This window comes from uncultured Fibrobacter sp. (assembly GCF_900316465.1).
Classification (GTDB): Bacteria; Fibrobacterota; Fibrobacteria; order Fibrobacterales; family Fibrobacteraceae; genus Fibrobacter.
The window spans coordinates 1-17,511 of record NZ_ONDD01000010.1 but is presented as its reverse complement, the minus strand read 5'-3'; the positions used below and the strand labels follow the sequence as shown (position 1 = coordinate 17,511).

Here is a 17,511-nt window from a genome sequence, read left to right as displayed (position 1 = left end):
CGCGTAAAAATTTAAAATGGAGACGCCCTATGCTGCGTATTGGACTTATTGGTACTGGAACCGTCGGTGGCGGTGTTATTCAGATTCTGGAACAGAAGATTGCTGAATACAAGGAAAAGCTCGGTGTTGAACTCGAACTGGCTTGCATTTGCGCCAAGTCCGAAGAAGAAGTTGCCCCGTACAAGGCAAAGGGCTACAAGGTTTCGACCAACGCCGACGAAATGATCGCCGGTAACGATATCGACGTGCTCGTTGAACTTGCCGGTGGCTACAACATGCCGCGCAAGTGGATCCTCGCTGCCCTCGAAAGCGGCAAGCATGTGGTGACTGCCAACAAGGCTCTCCTCGCCAAGTACGGTCACGAAATTTTCCCGCTTGCAGCCAAGAACGGCCTGCATGTGCTGTTCGAAGCTGCCGTTGGCGGTGGCATTCCTATCATCCGTAGCCTTCAGGAAGGCTTGCTCGGCTCTACGGTGGAACACCTGAGCTGCATCATCAACGGTACTTGTAACTACATCCTCAGCCGCATGGCCGACGAAGGCCTGGACTTCGACGTGGTCCTGAAGGATGCCCAGAAGCTCGGCTTTGCCGAAGCTGACCCGACCTTCGACATCGAAGGTATCGACTCCGCTCACAAGACTGCCTTGCTTGCTAGCCTCTGCAGCGGTCACCGCGTGGACTTCGAAAAGATTCACGTGACGGGTATTTCCAAGATTACCGCCCAGGATATCGCATTTGCCAAGGAACTTGGCTGCTGCGTGAAGCTCCTCGGCATTTATCACCGTGACGGTGACCGTGTGGACGCCCGTGTCCATCCGTGCTTCGTTTCTAACGAAAACTTGCTCTCTAACGTGAACGGCGTAATCAATGCCGTGTACCTGAAGTGCGACAACCTGGGCGAAACGGTTCAGACTGGCGCCGGTGCAGGCCGCTTGCCGACTGCTTCTGCTGTCGTAGCCGACCTCGTTTCCTTGGCCCGCTCTGTGGATCAGGGTAAGCGCAAGGCTCTCCCGATGGGCTGGTTCAACGTCGACAACTCTGCAACGCTCGTTCCGATTTCGGAAACCTCTGCCCGCTACTACTTGCGCTTCACCTCTCGTGACGCTTGCGGTGTGCTCGCCAAGATTACCAGCATTCTGGCCGAAAACAAGATTTCCATCGAAACCATTATCCAGAAGAACGTGAAGGATCCGGGTAAGGTTTCTATTGTGGTAATCACCGAAAAGACCCAGGATTGCAAGACCTCGAAGGCTGTGGACGCCATTGACGCCCTGCCCGAAATTGTCGAAAAGAGCCAGGTGATTCGTTTCCTCGCCTAGTTCGGGAAACCTCAAGAACTGTAATTTGGTAATTTAGGGCTGTTATGATTCGCGCCGCTACATTGGAACGCATTCTCGTAATCCTGTCGGATTTCGTGGCGTTGTCTATTTGTTTTGTACTCGCCTTCTGGGTGCAGTTCCACAGTGGCTGGATTGCCGACAAGTTCGACCCGAGCAAGACTTTTGCCGAATATTGGCACATGGGTCTCATACTCAATGTGGGCTGGCTTGTGCTGTTCACGTGCGCTGGTCTTTACCGTTCGTGGCTGTTAATGTCGCGTACGCACCAGATTCTGCGCGTGTTACGTGCCGTGCTCATTGGCATTGTGCTTGTAATCGCGGTGTTGTTCGGCGCAGAATTTATCGGTAAGGTCATGGTGAATGAACCGCTCAACCAAGGCTACCTTTACGGTTCTCGATTCCCGTGGATCTTTATTTATGGCGGCTTTGCGCTGTTCCTGGTGATTCTCTTTAGAATGGTCATTTACCGCTGCCTGCGCAGGCTTTTGAGCCTTGGCTTTGGCGCGAATAACATTCTGGTGCTGGGTGCAACCGAAGCCGGTAAAAAGATTGCCGAAGCTTTGGCAAAGACTCCAGAACGCGGTCAGCGAGTGGTGGGCTTTGTCGATGAACGCTTCCAGGTGATGGAACATGAGTTTGCAAATGTTCCGGTGCTTGGCAAGTATGCAGACCTTGCTTCGCTCATTAAGAAGTACAAGGTAACGGGCATTATTATTGCGCACGAAAGTTCTTCGCCGCAAGAAATTATGCGCGTGCTCGTGTGGGTTTGCGACCAGCCGGTTCACATTTACCTGGTGCCCGAACTTTACGGCGTGATTAACGGCCAGTTCAAGGCAAACTTGGTTTACGGCTTTGAATTGCAGGAACTGTTCGCGTTTACCATGCCCCTGTGGCAGGTGCGCGTGAAACGTGTAATTGATATTCTGTTTGGCGCCTTCCTCGGAATTATTTCGTTCCCGATATGCGTGCTCGCCGCTATTGCAATCAAGCTTGAAGACCATGGCCCGGTGTTTTATTCCCAGGAACGCATTGGCCTGTATGGCAAGCCGTTTACGGTCTTTAAGTTCCGCACCATGCGTACCGATGCCGAAAAGTTTGGTGCCCAGTGGGCCACCAAGGACGACCCCCGCATTACCAAGGTGGGCAAGTTCTTGCGCAAGACCCGTATCGATGAACTTCCGCAGATTTTGTGTGTGCTTAAAGGCGACATGAGCATGGTGGGCCCGCGCCCGGAACGTGCCGTGTTCATTGCCAAGCTTCGTGAAGAAATACCGTTCTATATTAGCCGCCTGAAAATGAAGCCGGGTCTGACCGGTTGGGCTCAGGTGTGCCACCATTACGATACTAGCACCGAAGACGTGAAAATCAAGTTGCAGTACGACATGTACTATTTCGAAAACATGAGCTTGTTGCTTGATTTCCAGATTCTGATGCGCACTGTTTATGTTGTTTTAACTGGTAAGGGAGCGCAGTAATGTACGGCGACAATTCGACTCCGATTTTTCCGACCGAAGATGCTTTGACCATGATTCGTCTCGCGCTTGCCGAAGACGTTCGCACGGGCGACGTAACGAGCGAATGGACGATTCCTGCCGACCAGAAGCAACATGCTCGCCTGATTGCCAAGGAAGACGGCGTGCTCGCAGGCCTTCCGGTGATTGAACTTGTGTTCCAGGAACTCAAGGCAAACGTGAAGGTGACGCTCCACAAGAAAGACGGCGATGTCGTGAAGAAGGGTGACCTGATTGCCGAAATGGATGGCACGACTCACGAACTCTTGACGGGTGAACGTACGCTTTTGAATTTTATCCAGCAGCTTTCCGGTGTGGCAACGGTTGCCCATACTTTCCAGGAAGCTTTGAAGGCTGGCAAGACCAAGGTTCTCGATACCCGCAAGACGGTTCCCGGTTTCCGCACTTTGCAGAAGTACGCCGTTCGCGTGGGTGGCGGTTCCAACCACCGCATGGGTCTCTTTGACATGGTGCTCGTGAAGGACAACCACATTGCTGCAGCTGGTGGCGTTCTCGAAGCTCTTGAAGTGGTGAAGAAGAACAACAAGCAGAACTTGATGGTCGAAATGGAAGTCGAAAATTTTGACCAATTGCGCGCACTCTTGAACAAGGGTGTCGACGTGATCATGCTTGACAACATGAGCAATGAAATGATGGCCGAAGCTTTGAAGATTATCAAGGAAAGCGGCGACAAGTGCCTGGTCGAAGGTTCCGGCAACATGACGCTTGAACGCGCCAAGGAAATCGCGACCCTGGGTCTTGACTATATTTCGGTCGGCGCTCTTACACATAGTGTAAAGGCTCTCGACATTTCGATGAGAATATAACAGACCGTTCGCGCCCAATCTAGTTAAGTACGTCCCCATAGCGCTCACTCTCGCAACCACGCCTCGTTAATACGAGGCGCTTGTTGCTCACGAATCTAATAGTAAAAAGCGGCCTAAAAAGGGCGTTTCGGCTCCCTTTGGACGGCTAAAAAATACATCTTTCTTAAATGGGTATTGAAATCTTTACAGTACCCTTTCTTTTTTCTATTTTTGCGCCCGAAAATTGAACTTTCGCGGCTTTAGATGCTGGCGAAAACAAGGAGAAAAGAATGAGCAAGGATTTAAAAGAAAAAGCTCTCGAATACCACGCCATGGGCAAGCCCGGCAAAATCGAAATCGTGCCGACCAAGCCGCATAGCACGCAGACCGACTTGGGCCTTGCATACACTCCGGGTGTAGCTGCTCCTTGCTTGGAAATTGAAAAGGATAACAACCTCGCTTACGAATACACCGGTAAGGGAAACCTCGTTGCTGTGATCAGTAACGGTACGGCAGTGCTTGGCCTCGGCGACATTGGCGCCCTCGCTGGTAAGCCGGTGATGGAAGGTAAGGCTCTCCTCTTCAAGATTTACGCTGGCATCGATGTGTTCGACATCGAAATCAACGAAAAAGATCCGAAGAAGTTTATCGAAATCGTGAAGGGTATTGCCCCGACGTTCGGCGGCATCAACCTCGAAGACATCAAGGCTCCGGAATGCTTCGAAATCGAAGATACCTTGAAGGCTGAACTTGATATCCCCGTGATGCACGATGACCAGCACGGTACGGCTATCATTTCTTCTGCAGGCCTCTTGAACGCAATCGAAGTGGCTGGCAAGAGCATTCGCAACGTGAAGATGGTGGTGAACGGTGCGGGTGCAGCCGCTTGCGCCTGCACGCGACTCTACTTGTCGCTCGGTCTCAAGAAAGAAAACTTGGTGATGTGCGACAGTAAGGGTGTTATTCGCAAGGACCGCAAGGGCCTTACCGAAGCGAAGGCTTTCTTTGCGACCGACCGCACCGATATCGAAACGCTCGAAGACGCCATGAAGGGCGCCGATGTGTTCGTCGGCCTCTCCAAGGCTAACGTCCTGACTCGTGAAATGGTCCGCAGCATGGCTGACCAGCCGATTGTTTTCGCTCTCGCCAACCCGAACCCCGAAATCAGCTACGAAGAAGCCATGGCAAGCCGTGGCGACTTGATTTTTGCAACGGGCCGCAGCGACTATCCGAATCAGGTAAACAACGTTATTGGTTTCCCGTACATTTTCCGTGGCGCCCTCGACGTTCGCGCTACCTGCATCAACGAACACATGAAGCACGCCGCCGTGCGCGCCATTGCTGCTCTTGCCCACAAGCCGGTTCCGGATGTGGTGAACATTGCTTACAACTCCCAGCGCTTTACCTTCGGTAAGGAATACTTGATTCCGAAGCCGCTGGATCCGCGCCTGTTGACCGACGTGTCTATCGCTGTGGCTAAGGCCGCTATCGAAAGTGGCGTGGCCCGCAAGCCCATTACCGATTGGGATGCCTACTATGACCGTCTGCGCGACATGATGGGCTACGATAACAAGCTTATCCGTCAGTTCAGTGATACGGCCCGCAGCAACCCGAAGCGCGTGGTGTTTGCCGAAAGCAACCTCAACATGCTCAAGGCTGCGGTGCAGGCCAAGACCGAAGGCGTTGCACACCCGATTCTGCTCGGTAACCCCGAACGTATTCAGATTATTGCCCAGCGCGAACAGCTCGACCTTACGGGCATCAAGATTGTGAACCCGCGTTCTCCGGAAGAATTCGAACGCCGTCGCAAGTATGCTGAAATCTACGCCGAAGAAAACGGCCGTAACGGTGTGACGCTCGACGAAGCCCGCGACGACATGTTTGAACCGAACCACTTCGGTATGATGATGGTGAAGGTTGGCGATGCTGACGCCCTCATTTCCGGTGGTTACTCCAAGTATTCCGAAACGATTGAACTCGCCAAGGAAATCATCGGTATCCGCGAAGAATACAAGCACTTCGGCGCTATGCACATTTTGAGCACTCGCAAGGGTACGTTCTTCCTGGCCGATACGCTGGTGAACCGCGACCCCGATGCCGAAACGCTCGTGGATATCGTGAAGCTCACTCACGACGCCGTGCGCTTCTTTGCTCACGAACCTGTGATGGCTATGCTCAGCTACGCGAACTTCGGTAGCGACAAGGGAGCTCCGCGCGGAACGTCCAACACAGCCCGCGAAGCGGTGCGCTTGATTCACGAACAGTATCCGGATTACGTGATTGACGGCGAAATGCAGGTGAACGTGGCTCTCGATAAGGACCTGCGCGACACCAAGTATCCGTTCAACAAGATCAAGGGTCAGACGGTCAATACGCTCATCTTCCCTTGCCTCTCTTCTGCAAATACCACTTGCAAGATGCTCTTGGAAATGGGCGTGGGCGAATCCATTGGTCCTGTGCAGATGGGCTTGAACAAGCCGGTTCACTTTACCGACACCGACGCCTCTGTGCATGATATCTTCAACCTGACGGTTGCCGCCGTGATTGACGCTATCGTTCAGGAAAAGAAGGACGAAGAAAAGAGCCGCAAAAAGTTCGACAAGATGTGGTAATTTGGGGGCTTAAAGCCTGATTCAGTCGCCGCGGGAACCCTCGCGGCGATTTTTATGACACAAGTGTATCATATATTAATGAAACTCGTTTTTAATTCGACTGAAAATGCTAAAAATTGAATAAAAAATAAAATTTTGTACTATGAACTATTGACTTTTGGTTTTGAAGAGTATATATTTGAGATGTATGAAACCGATTGTAGAATATCAAGATTATCACGCCTTCATGAGTGATTACTATGAAGAACGCAAAAGGACTTCTGCGTTTTCGTGGCGTGAATTTGCAAAGATTGCCGGTTTCACTTCGCCTACTTACCTTAAATTGGTTTGCGAAGGAAAAAGCAATCTGAGTAAAGTGACCATGGGTCGCGTGGCGCGGGCGATGGGGCTTGTGGGGCATGAGGAAACCTACTTTGAGGCGATGGTCCAATTCGGAAACGCTAGAAAAGACGACCAAAAGAAAAAGTACCTGGAACAAATGCAGTCGATGGCGCTTTCGCACAAAGTACGTGTTGTCGACAAGGATGCGTTCGAATATTATGAGACTTGGAAAAATCCGGTGGTGCGTGAACTTGCTCCCATGATGCCGGGGGCCATGCCGGGTGAAATTGCCAAGATGTGTACTCAAGAAGTCTCGGCTCTAGAAGTTCGCAAGTCGCTGCAGTTTTTGGAGCGGACCGGATTCTTGAAGCAGACGACAGAAAACGTTTACGAACAAACTGAAAAATCAGTGGAAGGCTCCAAAGAAGGATTGCCGCTTGCGATTCGTGCGATGCACCGTGAAATGGGCAACCTGGCCATTGATTCTCTGGACCGTTTTACGGCGAACGAACGCAACGTCACTGGCGTTACCATGGGCGTTAATCGCGAAGCCTACGAAAAAATTGTCGAAGAACTCGATGCCTGCCGCAAAAAAATTGTGGCAATCGCTTCGGAATGTAAAGACATTTCGCAGGTTTATAGACTGAATTTACAACTGTTCCCCCTTAGCAGGGACCTCAAGGAAGTCAAGGAGGCATGAGATGAAACCGAACTTTTATATAGTTTTCGCAGCAATGGCTGCTGCGTTTGTGGGCTGCGCCGATGAGTCGGCTGTCGGCGGAACGTCGGTAGAACCGAATACGCTTGCGGAACTTTCTTCAAGCTCTGAATTTGATATTCCGAATAGTTCTGAAACGGTAGTTCAAAGCAGTTCCTCCGGCGATGTTGTTGAAGTCTCCTCGAGTTCGGAAATTCCGGTGTTGTCATCGAGTTCGGAAATTCCGGTGTTGTCATCGAGCTCTGAAATTCCAATGTCGTCCAGTATTCCTGACGAACCCTTGAGCAGTTCCTCGTCCTACATGGTCTTGTGCAAAGCCAATAATGGACCGTGTGGTGGCGCCGGTGGTGGAGATTTATGGGATCCCTGGGATTTTGAGGAATCAGTTAAAACGGGGTTATATGCTGATTCAACGTGGCCGAAGGGGGTGGTTGCGGATGGTTCCTGGTTCTGGGAACTTGATTCCGCGGAAGGTGGTAAGTCGACGATTGAATGGTCTGTTGATTTGGGTGATGATGGGTCGTTCCTCCCGATGTTGGACATGTACCAGGGCATTCGTGGGACGATTACACTTGATGAGGGTAAATTGTCATATGAGCCGTTCGTGAGGGTTGGTTTTAGAATCGCCAAGGATAGTGCGGGTAATTCGGTGCCGGTTGATGTTTCCAACTGGACAGGAATATGCCTGGCTTACTCTTCTGAAATTGAAGCCTCTTTACTGCTTGATTTAGGTGATTCGCTCAACCAGGTTTTAGAACATGATGTGCCAAAAGTATTTTTGGGTAAGCCTAGTTCTGGAACTTCTCGGTGCTTTGAATGGAGCAAGTTTAGGCGTTCGGGGTGGGGATCCAAATTGGAAGGTTGGGAACCAGAAATGGTTGGTGAAAAGGCTGCTCGGCACCTAGTCAATGTTGTAATTGAATTCCAAGGTAGATCTGGGAAAAAAGGCGATTTCTATATATTTGGTGTCGGCACGAATCTAGATTAAAACGAAGTAATCTGTTGCAAACTATTTGTGCATGAAGAATACGGTGGCGTGGTCACCGTATCCTTTTTTATTGGCTTCGGCAACTTTCTTGTTGATGTCTACGATTTCCGATTGCGTGAAGTACTTGAAAATCTCTTTGGGGTCTTGTTTCCAAAAGGTGATTCCCTTGGTGTACAGATAACTTCTTAGAATGGCGGAATTGTTGGAATCGTAAATCATCTGGACAATTTTGAGTCCGTGCTGGTCTGCGAGCAACTTCAGGCTGTCCCTGGAATGTAAAAAGATATGGCGGGGGGCGTCGAGCTGGTACCAGTTTTCTTTGTACTTGTCGAAAGCGATGTTGGGGTACATCGGAAGCGTCATCTTTACGGCGCCGCCTTTTGCCAGGAGTCTCTTTAAGGAATCCATGGTCTCGTGGGGGTCGGTCATGTGTTCAAAGGAATCGTTGAGCATGATGACGTCGAATTCGCCCGTCATTTCGTGGATGGATTTCTTGAAAATCTGGACGCCGTTTTCGTACGACAGGTCGTGTTCGATAAAGGGGTCGCAACCTGTGAGACTCTCGATGCCGGAATGTGCTGCCATGTCGCAGAGCAGCATGCCCGCTCCGCAACCGACATCAAGAATGCGCTTGTGGTGCTCGATCTTTCCGCGAGTGACTGTGTCTGCGGGGACGTTGTAGCTGTAGTAGTTAGGGCCGTAGTATTCCCCCAAGTTGTCGGGAACGCTTGCGATTTGCAGACATTTGCAGTGTGGACATTCGAAGTATTCGAAATTCCCTGCGTTCAGGTACATCATTTCTTTGGCAAAGTAGGATTTTGCTTCTGATGTTTTTCCGCAAATTCGGCAAGTTTTCATAGGGGCTCCAGAAATGGCAGGAACAAATGTTCCTGCCGTTGCAAGATAGAAAAAATATGCCGATATACCTAGATTAAATTGCTCAAATGAGCAATTTTTGTCATGAAAATTTGCTATATTTGGGCGACTATGGAATATGGTGTTTATGGAAGTACTTGGTGGAGCAAGCTGTGGCTAGACCATTTGCTGGCGGGTGCTTCTGAACGCGATATTGATTACGCTTTTAAGTACGTGGGGCGTGGACAGGTTCAGCCGTTTACGGTGAACGATAATCGCGTCATGGCCGAGGTCAAGGGTCCGAACGGGGGCTTGCACAATGTATACCTCGTGTTCCCCAAGTTCGACAAGGAACGTGGCGAAGCCTTTGTGGGGCTCTTGAAACAGCAACCGGTCGAACTCATGGCGCTTTCGAATGGCGCCCTCAACCCCTCCATAGAACTGATTTTGTCGAAATGCGGGCTTTCGCTGTTCGAAGGCTTTGACCAGGTGAACATGAATTGCGACTGCAAGGACGCCCTGCCTTGCCGTTATGTGATTTGCGTGTGCCTGAAGTTAGCTGAAATGGCGTCGGCTGACCCGTTTTTGCTGTTCAGGCTGCATGGGCTTGATATTGCCTACCTCAAGGATTACAAGCCCGAAGAACCGGTGAAATCGGATGTGCCGCGCGAATCGACCCTGGTGCGCATTTTGCCGGTGAACAACCGGGTGGCAGCCCCGCGCGTGCCCATGTTCAAGTTTGAGGAATGGCGCGACTATTCGCATGTGTTGCCGGCCATGCTCAAGAACTTCCCGGATTTTTGCCCGGCGGGGAACTTTAAGAAGAGCTTTGTCGACGAACTGGCTCGCTGCCGTGAATTCTACAACCACTTTGAAAACTTTGGCCAGTTTGCGCAGGACTTTGGCATTTACCATGCCCGAACCTTCTTGATGGAACAAGAACGCCTGCAGCTGATTCACGCTCGCCCCTGGCAGTGGACTTTCGACCAGATGGTCGAAGAAACGGTGGTGGCCTCTGCGCTTTCTGTTGAAAACGTGATGGGCGCCCTTTGCCGCCTGAATCAGGATTGCGTTTGGCATAACCATGTGACCGTCCGCTTTTTGCACCAGCTTTTGCAGGTGGCGTATTACTTGGTGCGTTGCGGGGCGATTTACCCGCAGGTATTCTGGCTGAATAACGTGACGGCGCAGGTGCGCTGGCTGCCTGCCGAAATGTTGCCCGATGTGCTTGCGATTGTGGCTGAACTCGAAAAGTCCGTGCCCGATGATTTTGCGTTTACGGTACGCGATGGGTCGCGTGAAGAAAATTCTCGCGAAGAAAAATCTCGTGAGGATCTGGATGCTGCGACCGAGCATATTCTTTCGATTTTCATTGGCAAGCTGTTGCGATTTGCCCGCACCGCCCAAAGTTACAAGAAGGGTCCGCATGAAAACTTGCTCGGATTCTTTTTCGATTGCAAGTCGGGCAAGCTTGCCGCCAACGGCCTCAAGATTCCGTCCAAGATTCAGGCATGGTTCTCGGTCTACAATTCGTTGGAATTCAACCACAAGATTGTTTTTGTCTGCTCGGAACTGGGCAAAGAAATAGCGCTGAATGTCTTTATCGAAGATGCTTCGGGCCGTGTGCCGCTTGCGCAGCTGTTCCGCGATAGCGATCCGAGACTCTTGTCGCTCTTGAATGTGCTGAACTGCATGGCCGAAATTTTCAAGCCCATGAAGGCCTACCTTGAAAATCATGCGGCAGAGCCTGTGGTCATGCATGGTGCCGAACTCAAGGAATTCGTGAATTACACGGTCAAGAAGTCCGAAGTGTTTGGAATTGTGACCGAAATTCCGCGCTCGCTTTTGGAACGCACTCGCCCGAAAACCCAGATGAAGTTGAAGGGTAGTCTTGGAATCGGAGCGTTTACCGCGGGCGACTTGCTGGACTTTGACTGGGAAGTGGCTCTCGGCGAAGACAAGATTTCGGCTGAGGAATTCTTGAAGCTTGCCCGCGATGCCGAAGGCTTGCTCAAGTTCAAGGATCGCTATATCGAATTCAACAAAGACGACTTGGATTTGTTGCAACAGCGCTTGGATGAACGCGAAAAAGAGAAGGCGAAAAAGCAGAAAGCGGACGCCTCTGATGATGTTGAAGTCATTGATGGTTCTGAGAATGCGGAATCGGCCGAGGCGACGGAACAGTTTATTCCGTCTACTGCCAAGTTGGTGCAGGCATGCCTTACCGGCAAATGCGACGACATTACGGTTGATATGACCGATGGCTTGAAGGACCAATTTGACGCCTGGCGCAGCGAGACGAACTGCTCGCTGCCCGAAGATTTGAATGCGACGCTCCGCCCGTATCAGGAACGCGGCTATTCCTGGATGTACAAGAACCTGCAAATGGGTTTCGGCTGTATTCTGGCCGACGACATGGGCTTGGGTAAAACGCTGCAGGTGATTGCCTTTTTGCTCAAGCTAAAGCAAGAAGGGCGCCTTGCCGAAGGCCGCGCGCTCGTGGTGGTGCCTGCGGGCCTTTTGCTGAACTGGCAGATGGAAATCAAAAAGTTCGCGCCTGCGCTGACCGTGTTTGCTTACCATGGTGCCAACCGCAAACTTGAAAAGTTCGATGCCGACTTGTTGATTACCACGTATTCGACATGCCGCCTTGATTTTAAAAAGCTGGAAAAGCTGAATTGGCAAGTGGTGGTGATTGACGAAGCGCAGAACATCAAGAATGCCGATAGCGAACAGAGCCGCCGCATTCGCGCTTTCCGTGCGCCCATGAAGATTGCCATGAGTGGCACGCCGGTCGAAAACCGCCTTATGGAATTCTGGACGATTATGGACTTCTGCAACCGCGGCTTTTTGCCCTCGGCAAACGAATTCCGCGACAAGTTCGAAACTCCCATCCAGAAGAATGCGAACCAGGCGGTGGCCGAGCATTTCAAGAAGATTACGGCACCCTTTATGCTGCGCCGCATGAAGACGGATAAGTCTATCATTAGCGACTTGCCCGATAAGATTCAGCAGAATGAATACGCCGAACTCACGCGCACACAGGCTGCCCTGTACAAGCGTACGCTCGACGAATTCATGAAGCAGTTGGAACTTTTGGCCGAGGGCGCCTCGCTCGATATCAATGACGATGTGCTTGCGGCTGCTGCAGGCGATTCTCTGGATGCCGGCGAAGGTTCTGGTGGCCATAATCTTTTCAAACGCAAGGGCTTGATTCTGCAAATGATCCTCGCGCTCAAGCAGATTTGCAACCACCCGCGCACGTATTTGAAGGCGGGGGAGGCCCGTGTCGAAGATTCTGGCAAACTCGGCATGTTGCTCGATTTGCTCAAGTCCATCGAAGAATCCGGCGAAAAGACAATCATCTTTACGCAGTTCCGCGAAATGGGCGAACTCCTGCAAGAAACGCTCGATCGCGAACTCATGATTAAGGCGGATTTTTATCACGGAGGCTGCACGCAGAACCAGCGCAACGAAATGGTTCGCAAGTTCCAGGAAGACCCGGAAGTCAAGGTGCTGATTCTGTCCTTGAAGGCGGCTGGAACCGGCCTGAATCTGACTGCGGCCTCGCAGGTGATTCATTACGACTTGTGGTGGAATCCGGCAATCGAAGCGCAGGCCACTGACCGCGCCTTCCGTATCGGGCAAACCAAGAACGTACAGGTGCACCGCTTTATTACCAAGGGCACCTTCGAAGAAAAAATCGACGCCCTGTTGCAGGCAAAGAAGGCTGTCGCCGACATGACCGTGAACGCCGGAGAAACCTGGCTTGCGAACATGGACGATAAGCAACTCACCGAAATATTCAATCTTGATTAAAGTCGCGCTGCCGCGCGTTTTTAGTTGCAAAAAAAATCCGGCCCCATGTAGGACCGGATTTCGCTGCTTTTCCAAGCAGCTCCCGGCGAGACACTCCAACCTGCCGGAATCCACACCAGATTCGTTTTACTTCAGAATCACCTTCTGCATGTAGCGCTGGCTGCCCTGGCGAACCATGAGCATTGCCGGGCCGCGATAGTTGCTAGAAAGTTCAACTGTGTTCATGCCCTTGTTGGCGGTAAAGTTCTGCTGAGCAATCACCTGGCCGAGGCTGTTCATAAGCGTTGCCTTAGCCGGAGCCGTCTTGGCGGCGGTGAAGCTTGCGCTCACCATGCCGGGCAGCACATTCACGAGCATCTTGCTTGCGGCGACTGTTGCAACCTTGATGGCGGCGGTGCCGTCGAGGGCGACAACCTTACCGGATGCGGTGCCTTCGAGCTGCGGTTTCTTGTCAAAGTCGTCAATGATTTCGGTGGAACCGTCGGCCTTGATACCCTTGATGTAGTCAAAGGTGATGGTGCCGGTGACCTGTGTGCCGTAGAGGTTCAGGCCGATGGCGTTTGCAGAGTTGAGACCGGTCGGTTCTTTGCGGAAGTCTTCCCACTTAACTTGGATTGTCTGGAATGCGCTGGCATCGAGGTCCTTGTCGGCCTGTTCAAGAACAGAGGCGTCGAACCAAGCCCAGCTTTCACCCGTCATCATGAAGAGGTCCATGGAGGTCCAGCCGTATGCACCGCAGCCATCGCTTGCGCCAGTGCAGGGACCTGCAGTAGCAACTTCGCCCTTCAAGCGAACTTCAATACCCACATACTTGGAAAGATCTTTCTTGGAACCCTGAAGGTTGATGCGCAATGTTCCCACTTCGCTAGAGTCAGAAGTTACAGTTTGGTAAGTCACCTGGACGCCCTTGCCAGCTGCGGTTTCGGGAATGTCCGGGTTCTGGGTAACGATAGAATCAATGCTGTTGCCCGGGAGAGATGCCTGTCCATAAGCTTCACGCATGGCGTTCAGAGTTTCGACGTCGGTAATGTCACCCACGTTGCCACCGAACTTGTTTACCTGACGGCGAATAATGGTGAAGTTGCCATCGCCTTCGTCGCCGGTGTCCCAAACGCAGGGAACGAGACCGTTCTTCTTTGCTGCAGCAACCGTGTAGCCATACCATGCGGCGCGAGCCTTCAGGTGGTACTTCAGATTGTCGCCGGTAAGTGCGCCGAGACGCTTGACAGCACCCATTTCACCGATCACAACAGGAATGCCCTTGTCGTAGAAGCGGCTCTTGAGACCGCTGAACAGCTGATCAATAGAACTCTTGGAACCGAGTGCAGAACCGGAGCAGGTGTGTGCAGCGTCGGTACCCGGAGTCTGGTCTTCCCAGTAATAGAACATTTTGCCCCAGTCTTCGTCACCGCTGGTCATCAAAGAGAACTGATACGGATAGAAGTGGACTTCGGCCATGGTGTAACCTTCACCAGCCGGATCTTCCGGGTACATAGAGGCGAGGAGCGGAGACTTGTCGATTTCGGTACGCGGAGACTGCACGACCACGATACGGGTGGCGTTGTTGCCGCCGGTAGAACGCACAGCCTTGATGCATGCTTCGTGGAACTGCTTGAGAACCTGCATACGGGCTTCGTTGAATGCCCACTGGCCGTTATCGGAGCCGCCGTTCCATGGGTCATTCACGCCTGGTTCGTTGGCAGAGGCGAAAATCAAGTGTTCGTCGTATTCGGCGAACTTGGTAGCGATCTGCTTCCAGTAGCTTTCCTGTTTGGCAGCGACTGTTGCCGCGGAACTGTTCACGAGGCCGGTCTTGTCATAGCCTTCGCCGTCAAAAACGTGGTCTTCGAGCCAACCACCATCCCAGTGGCTGTTCAAAATGGCGTACATGCCGTTGCCGATCACGAGGTCGACGACAGTCTTTACGGAGTCAAGCCAGCCGGCGTTAATGGTGCCGTTAGAAGCGTGGCTGTCCCATGCGCAAGGAATACGCACGGTGTTGAAGCCGGCGTCCTTGATTGCCTTCACGTAAGCGGCATCCGGGAAGGGGTTGCCCCAATCGGTCGGGTTCTTGGGAACTTCCATCGTGTTACCGATGTTGTAGCCGAGACCCATGTCGGGGTAAATATCGGTTGCCTTGGGGAGGGCAAATGCCGCAGTGCTTGCAAGCAGCGTCATGCCGCAGGCGATTCCGAAGAGTCCGTAAAGTTTCATTTTTTGCTCCTTTTGGGGTTGCCCCCGTTATTAAGCCTAGATACCAAACATCTTAGTCTTTGTATTGAAATTAAATTCTGCGGGTGTTGATGTAAATAAAATTGTGTCGGCGTTGAAAAATTGCGGTGCAGATTTCTCAACAAATGTAAACTTACAGTTACGTTTGAAAATGAAAATTGCCGATTTTTTGCGAAAATCGGCAATTTCTGTTAATGAGGAAAGATTTGTTTGGTGTAGAGGTTTTTATTTCACATCAACAAGCAACGTCTTGTTGGCGCTCTTGGCCAGGTAAACGCCCTGATGGAGCCCTGCGAGCGAAAGTTCGGCTCGTCCGGCGCTCTTTTTGGCCGAGCGAATCTGGTTTCCGTTGATGTCGAACAGGCGGATGGGCTTGTTGGAATAAAGCATGTTGCCGTTGCGGGTGAACTGCACCGTAGAATTCAGGCCGGCGATGATTGTCGTCGTGGGAGTGCTGGAGCTGGAAACCACAACGCTGGAGCTAGAAGCCACGACGCTCGAACTGGATGCCGGCGTGGTGTTTCCGCCGGTGATAAAGTCTTCTACGTGGGTCACGCCGGTGTTGTTATAGTTGCCGAGGTTGTATACGCTGCGCATGGCGTTGATGACGTCGGTTTCAAGAACCTTGCCCACCGGCGAAGATTGACGGCGGATGTAGGCCATGTTGTCGTAGCTGGAGTTGCTTTCGTTGCCCATGTCCCAGAGAATCGGCGTGAGCCCGTACTGCTTGGCGGCGCTCACCACGTCTTTGTGCCACTGCACGCGGCCCTGCTTATGGGTGTTCAGGTCATTACCGCTCAATTCCGGGCTGCGGACGTTGGCGCCGAATTCACCTACGATGACCGGGTAGCCCTTGTCCACGTAGTTCGTCTTCATCTTGGCGAATTGTTCTTGCGGGTGCACAATGCTTCCGAGCTTGGAATCCACAGAGCCTGCCCAGGCGTTGTAGCCCGCGTTGCGCTTGGGTTCGCCGGCCTTGGTGTAGTCGCCATAGTAGTACTGCGGCAAAATGGGTTCGCTTGCGCCCCAGTCCTGCTGGCTTGTCATAAGCGTGTACTGGTACGGATCATAGTAATGCACTTCGAACATCAGGCGGCCTTCAACGTTGTCTTTCGGGAAGGTTGTCACCGGGGCGTTCGCGACGGACTTGTCGATGTCGGTGTTCAAACCCTGAATAATCAGAGTACGGGTGGCATTGTTGCCGCCTGTGGCGCGGACTGCGTCAATGAACGTCTGGTAGTAATGCATCAGCGTGGATACATGCTGCGATGTCCACGTGTTAATGTTTGGGCCGGGTTCGTTGGCGCCTGCAAACATCAAGCGTTCATTGTAATCCTTGAACTTGTTCGCAATCTGCGTCCAGTAAGTCTTCATCTTGTTGTCAATCGTCTGGTTGACGCTTGTACCGATGTTGCTCTGGAACCAACCGCCTTCACCTTCGTGGTGGATATTTAAAATCGTGTAGAGGCCTGCGCGCATGGCGTAGTCAACCACCGTTTTCACGGAGTCAAGCCAGGTTTCGGTGACCTTGCCGCCACTGGTGTGGCTGTCCCAGGCGCAGGGAATACGGACCGTGTTGAATCCTGCCGCCTTCACGGAATCGAGCAAAGCCTGAGTCGGGTAGGGGTTGCCCCAAGCCGTGGGATTGTTAGGCACTTCCATCGAGTTACCGACATTGAAACCCATGCCCATTTTGGCTTGGACTTCCTTGGCGGTGGGGAGTGTCGCTGCGGTCGCAGAAAGGGTTCCTGCGAGGGCGATGAGGGCGGTTTTGGCAAGAATATGCTTCATTTTCGGTCCTTTTTCAAAATTCGCCCTTAATCTATACCGAAAAATTTGAAACATATTGTATAATCATCACACCCGTTCAAAAACTATTGAACGGCTTACAACGTACGAAAAGATTTAGTTACTTAAAAGGCCGAACGGTCTTTAATGCGCTTCGAGCCAGTTCTCGCCAAAGCCTACGCTGGCAATAAGCGGAACTTTCAGTTCCATGGCGCCTTCCATTTCAGCTTTCACTATTTGCGACATGGGTTCCACCTGGTCGCGGGGGCATTCGAACACGAGTTCGTCGTGCACCTGCAGCATCATCTTGAGCGGCAAGTTCTCTTCGTTGATTCGCTTCTGAATGCGTATCATCGCAATCTTGATGAGGTCGGCGGCGGAGCCTTGGACGGGAGTATTCACGGCCATGCGCTCGGCCATTTGCGATTCCATGCGGTCGCTGCTATCGATGCCTGCGATGTAGCGGCGGCGGCCCGAAAGCGTTTCCACGTAACCGTCGCGGTGGGCGGCCGCCTTGATGT

At 52.0% G+C, this 17,511-nt stretch carries 11 protein-coding genes; 7 read left to right on the top strand and 4 right to left on the bottom strand.

The features are described 5' to 3' along the window. Positions 1-29 precede the first annotated feature (29 nt). From QZN53_RS05270 to QZN53_RS05245, 6 genes are all read left to right on the top strand, one after another. Positions 30-1,319, top strand: a complete 1,290-nt coding sequence (locus QZN53_RS05270; RefSeq protein ID WP_088628618.1) for a homoserine dehydrogenase — start codon at positions 30-32, stop codon at positions 1,317-1,319. Between the two features lie 44 nt (positions 1,320-1,363). Then, on the top strand, positions 1,364-2,815 hold the full coding sequence (locus tag QZN53_RS05265) for a sugar transferase (protein ID WP_163437839.1): 1,452 nt from the start codon (positions 1,364-1,366) through the stop codon (positions 2,813-2,815). After that, positions 2,815-3,678 carry a carboxylating nicotinate-nucleotide diphosphorylase gene (gene nadC, locus QZN53_RS05260; protein WP_163437838.1) on the top strand — a complete coding sequence of 288 codons (864 nt, stop codon included), beginning with the start codon at positions 2,815-2,817 and terminating at the stop codon, positions 3,676-3,678. Before QZN53_RS05265 ends, nadC begins: the two co-directional genes overlap by 1 nt. 269 nt (positions 3,679-3,947) lie before the next feature. Beyond that, positions 3,948-6,269, top strand: coding sequence for an NADP-dependent malic enzyme (locus tag QZN53_RS05255; protein WP_163437837.1), 2,322 nt, complete (start codon positions 3,948-3,950; stop codon positions 6,267-6,269). Positions 6,270-6,456: 187 nt separating this feature from the next. Further along, the gene (locus QZN53_RS05250; protein ID WP_163437836.1) at positions 6,457-7,290 is read left to right on the top strand and encodes a TIGR02147 family protein; all 834 of its coding nucleotides are present in this window, start codon (positions 6,457-6,459) and stop codon (positions 7,288-7,290) included. A gap of 1 nt (position 7,291) precedes the next feature. Next, the gene (locus QZN53_RS05245) at positions 7,292-8,296 is read left to right on the top strand and encodes a hypothetical protein (RefSeq protein WP_163437835.1); all 1,005 of its coding nucleotides are present in this window, start codon (positions 7,292-7,294) and stop codon (positions 8,294-8,296) included. A 21-nt stretch (positions 8,297-8,317) separates the two neighbouring features. On the opposite strand, the gene QZN53_RS05240 is transcribed toward QZN53_RS05245, so the two are convergent. Continuing rightward, positions 8,318-9,154: a class I SAM-dependent methyltransferase gene (locus QZN53_RS05240; RefSeq protein ID WP_163437834.1), complete on the bottom strand. Its 837-nt coding sequence runs from the start codon at positions 9,152-9,154 to the stop codon at positions 8,318-8,320. 129 nt (positions 9,155-9,283) lie between these two features. Here QZN53_RS05240 and QZN53_RS05235 point away from each other — a divergent pair, with 129 nt between their 5' ends. After that, entirely contained in the window at positions 9,284-12,970 is a 3,687-nt protein-coding gene (locus QZN53_RS05235) for an SNF2-related protein (RefSeq protein ID WP_163437833.1), read from the top strand. A 126-nt stretch (positions 12,971-13,096) separates the two neighbouring features. Here the strand turns inward: QZN53_RS05235 and QZN53_RS05230 are convergent, their stop codons facing one another. The 3 genes from QZN53_RS05230 to QZN53_RS05220 form a co-directional block, all read right to left on the bottom strand. Continuing rightward, positions 13,097-15,184: a glycoside hydrolase family 5 protein gene (locus tag QZN53_RS05230; protein ID WP_163437832.1), complete on the bottom strand. Its 2,088-nt coding sequence runs from the start codon at positions 15,182-15,184 to the stop codon at positions 13,097-13,099. A gap of 243 nt (positions 15,185-15,427) precedes the next feature. Further along, a complete protein-coding gene (locus QZN53_RS05225; RefSeq protein ID WP_163437831.1) occupies positions 15,428-16,993 on the bottom strand; it encodes a glycoside hydrolase family 5 protein in 1,566 nt (521 codons plus the stop codon). A gap of 141 nt (positions 16,994-17,134) precedes the next feature. Then, positions 17,135-17,511, bottom strand: a 377-nt coding sequence (locus tag QZN53_RS05220) for a DNA polymerase (protein ID WP_294651968.1), incomplete at its 5' end; no start/stop codon positions are given.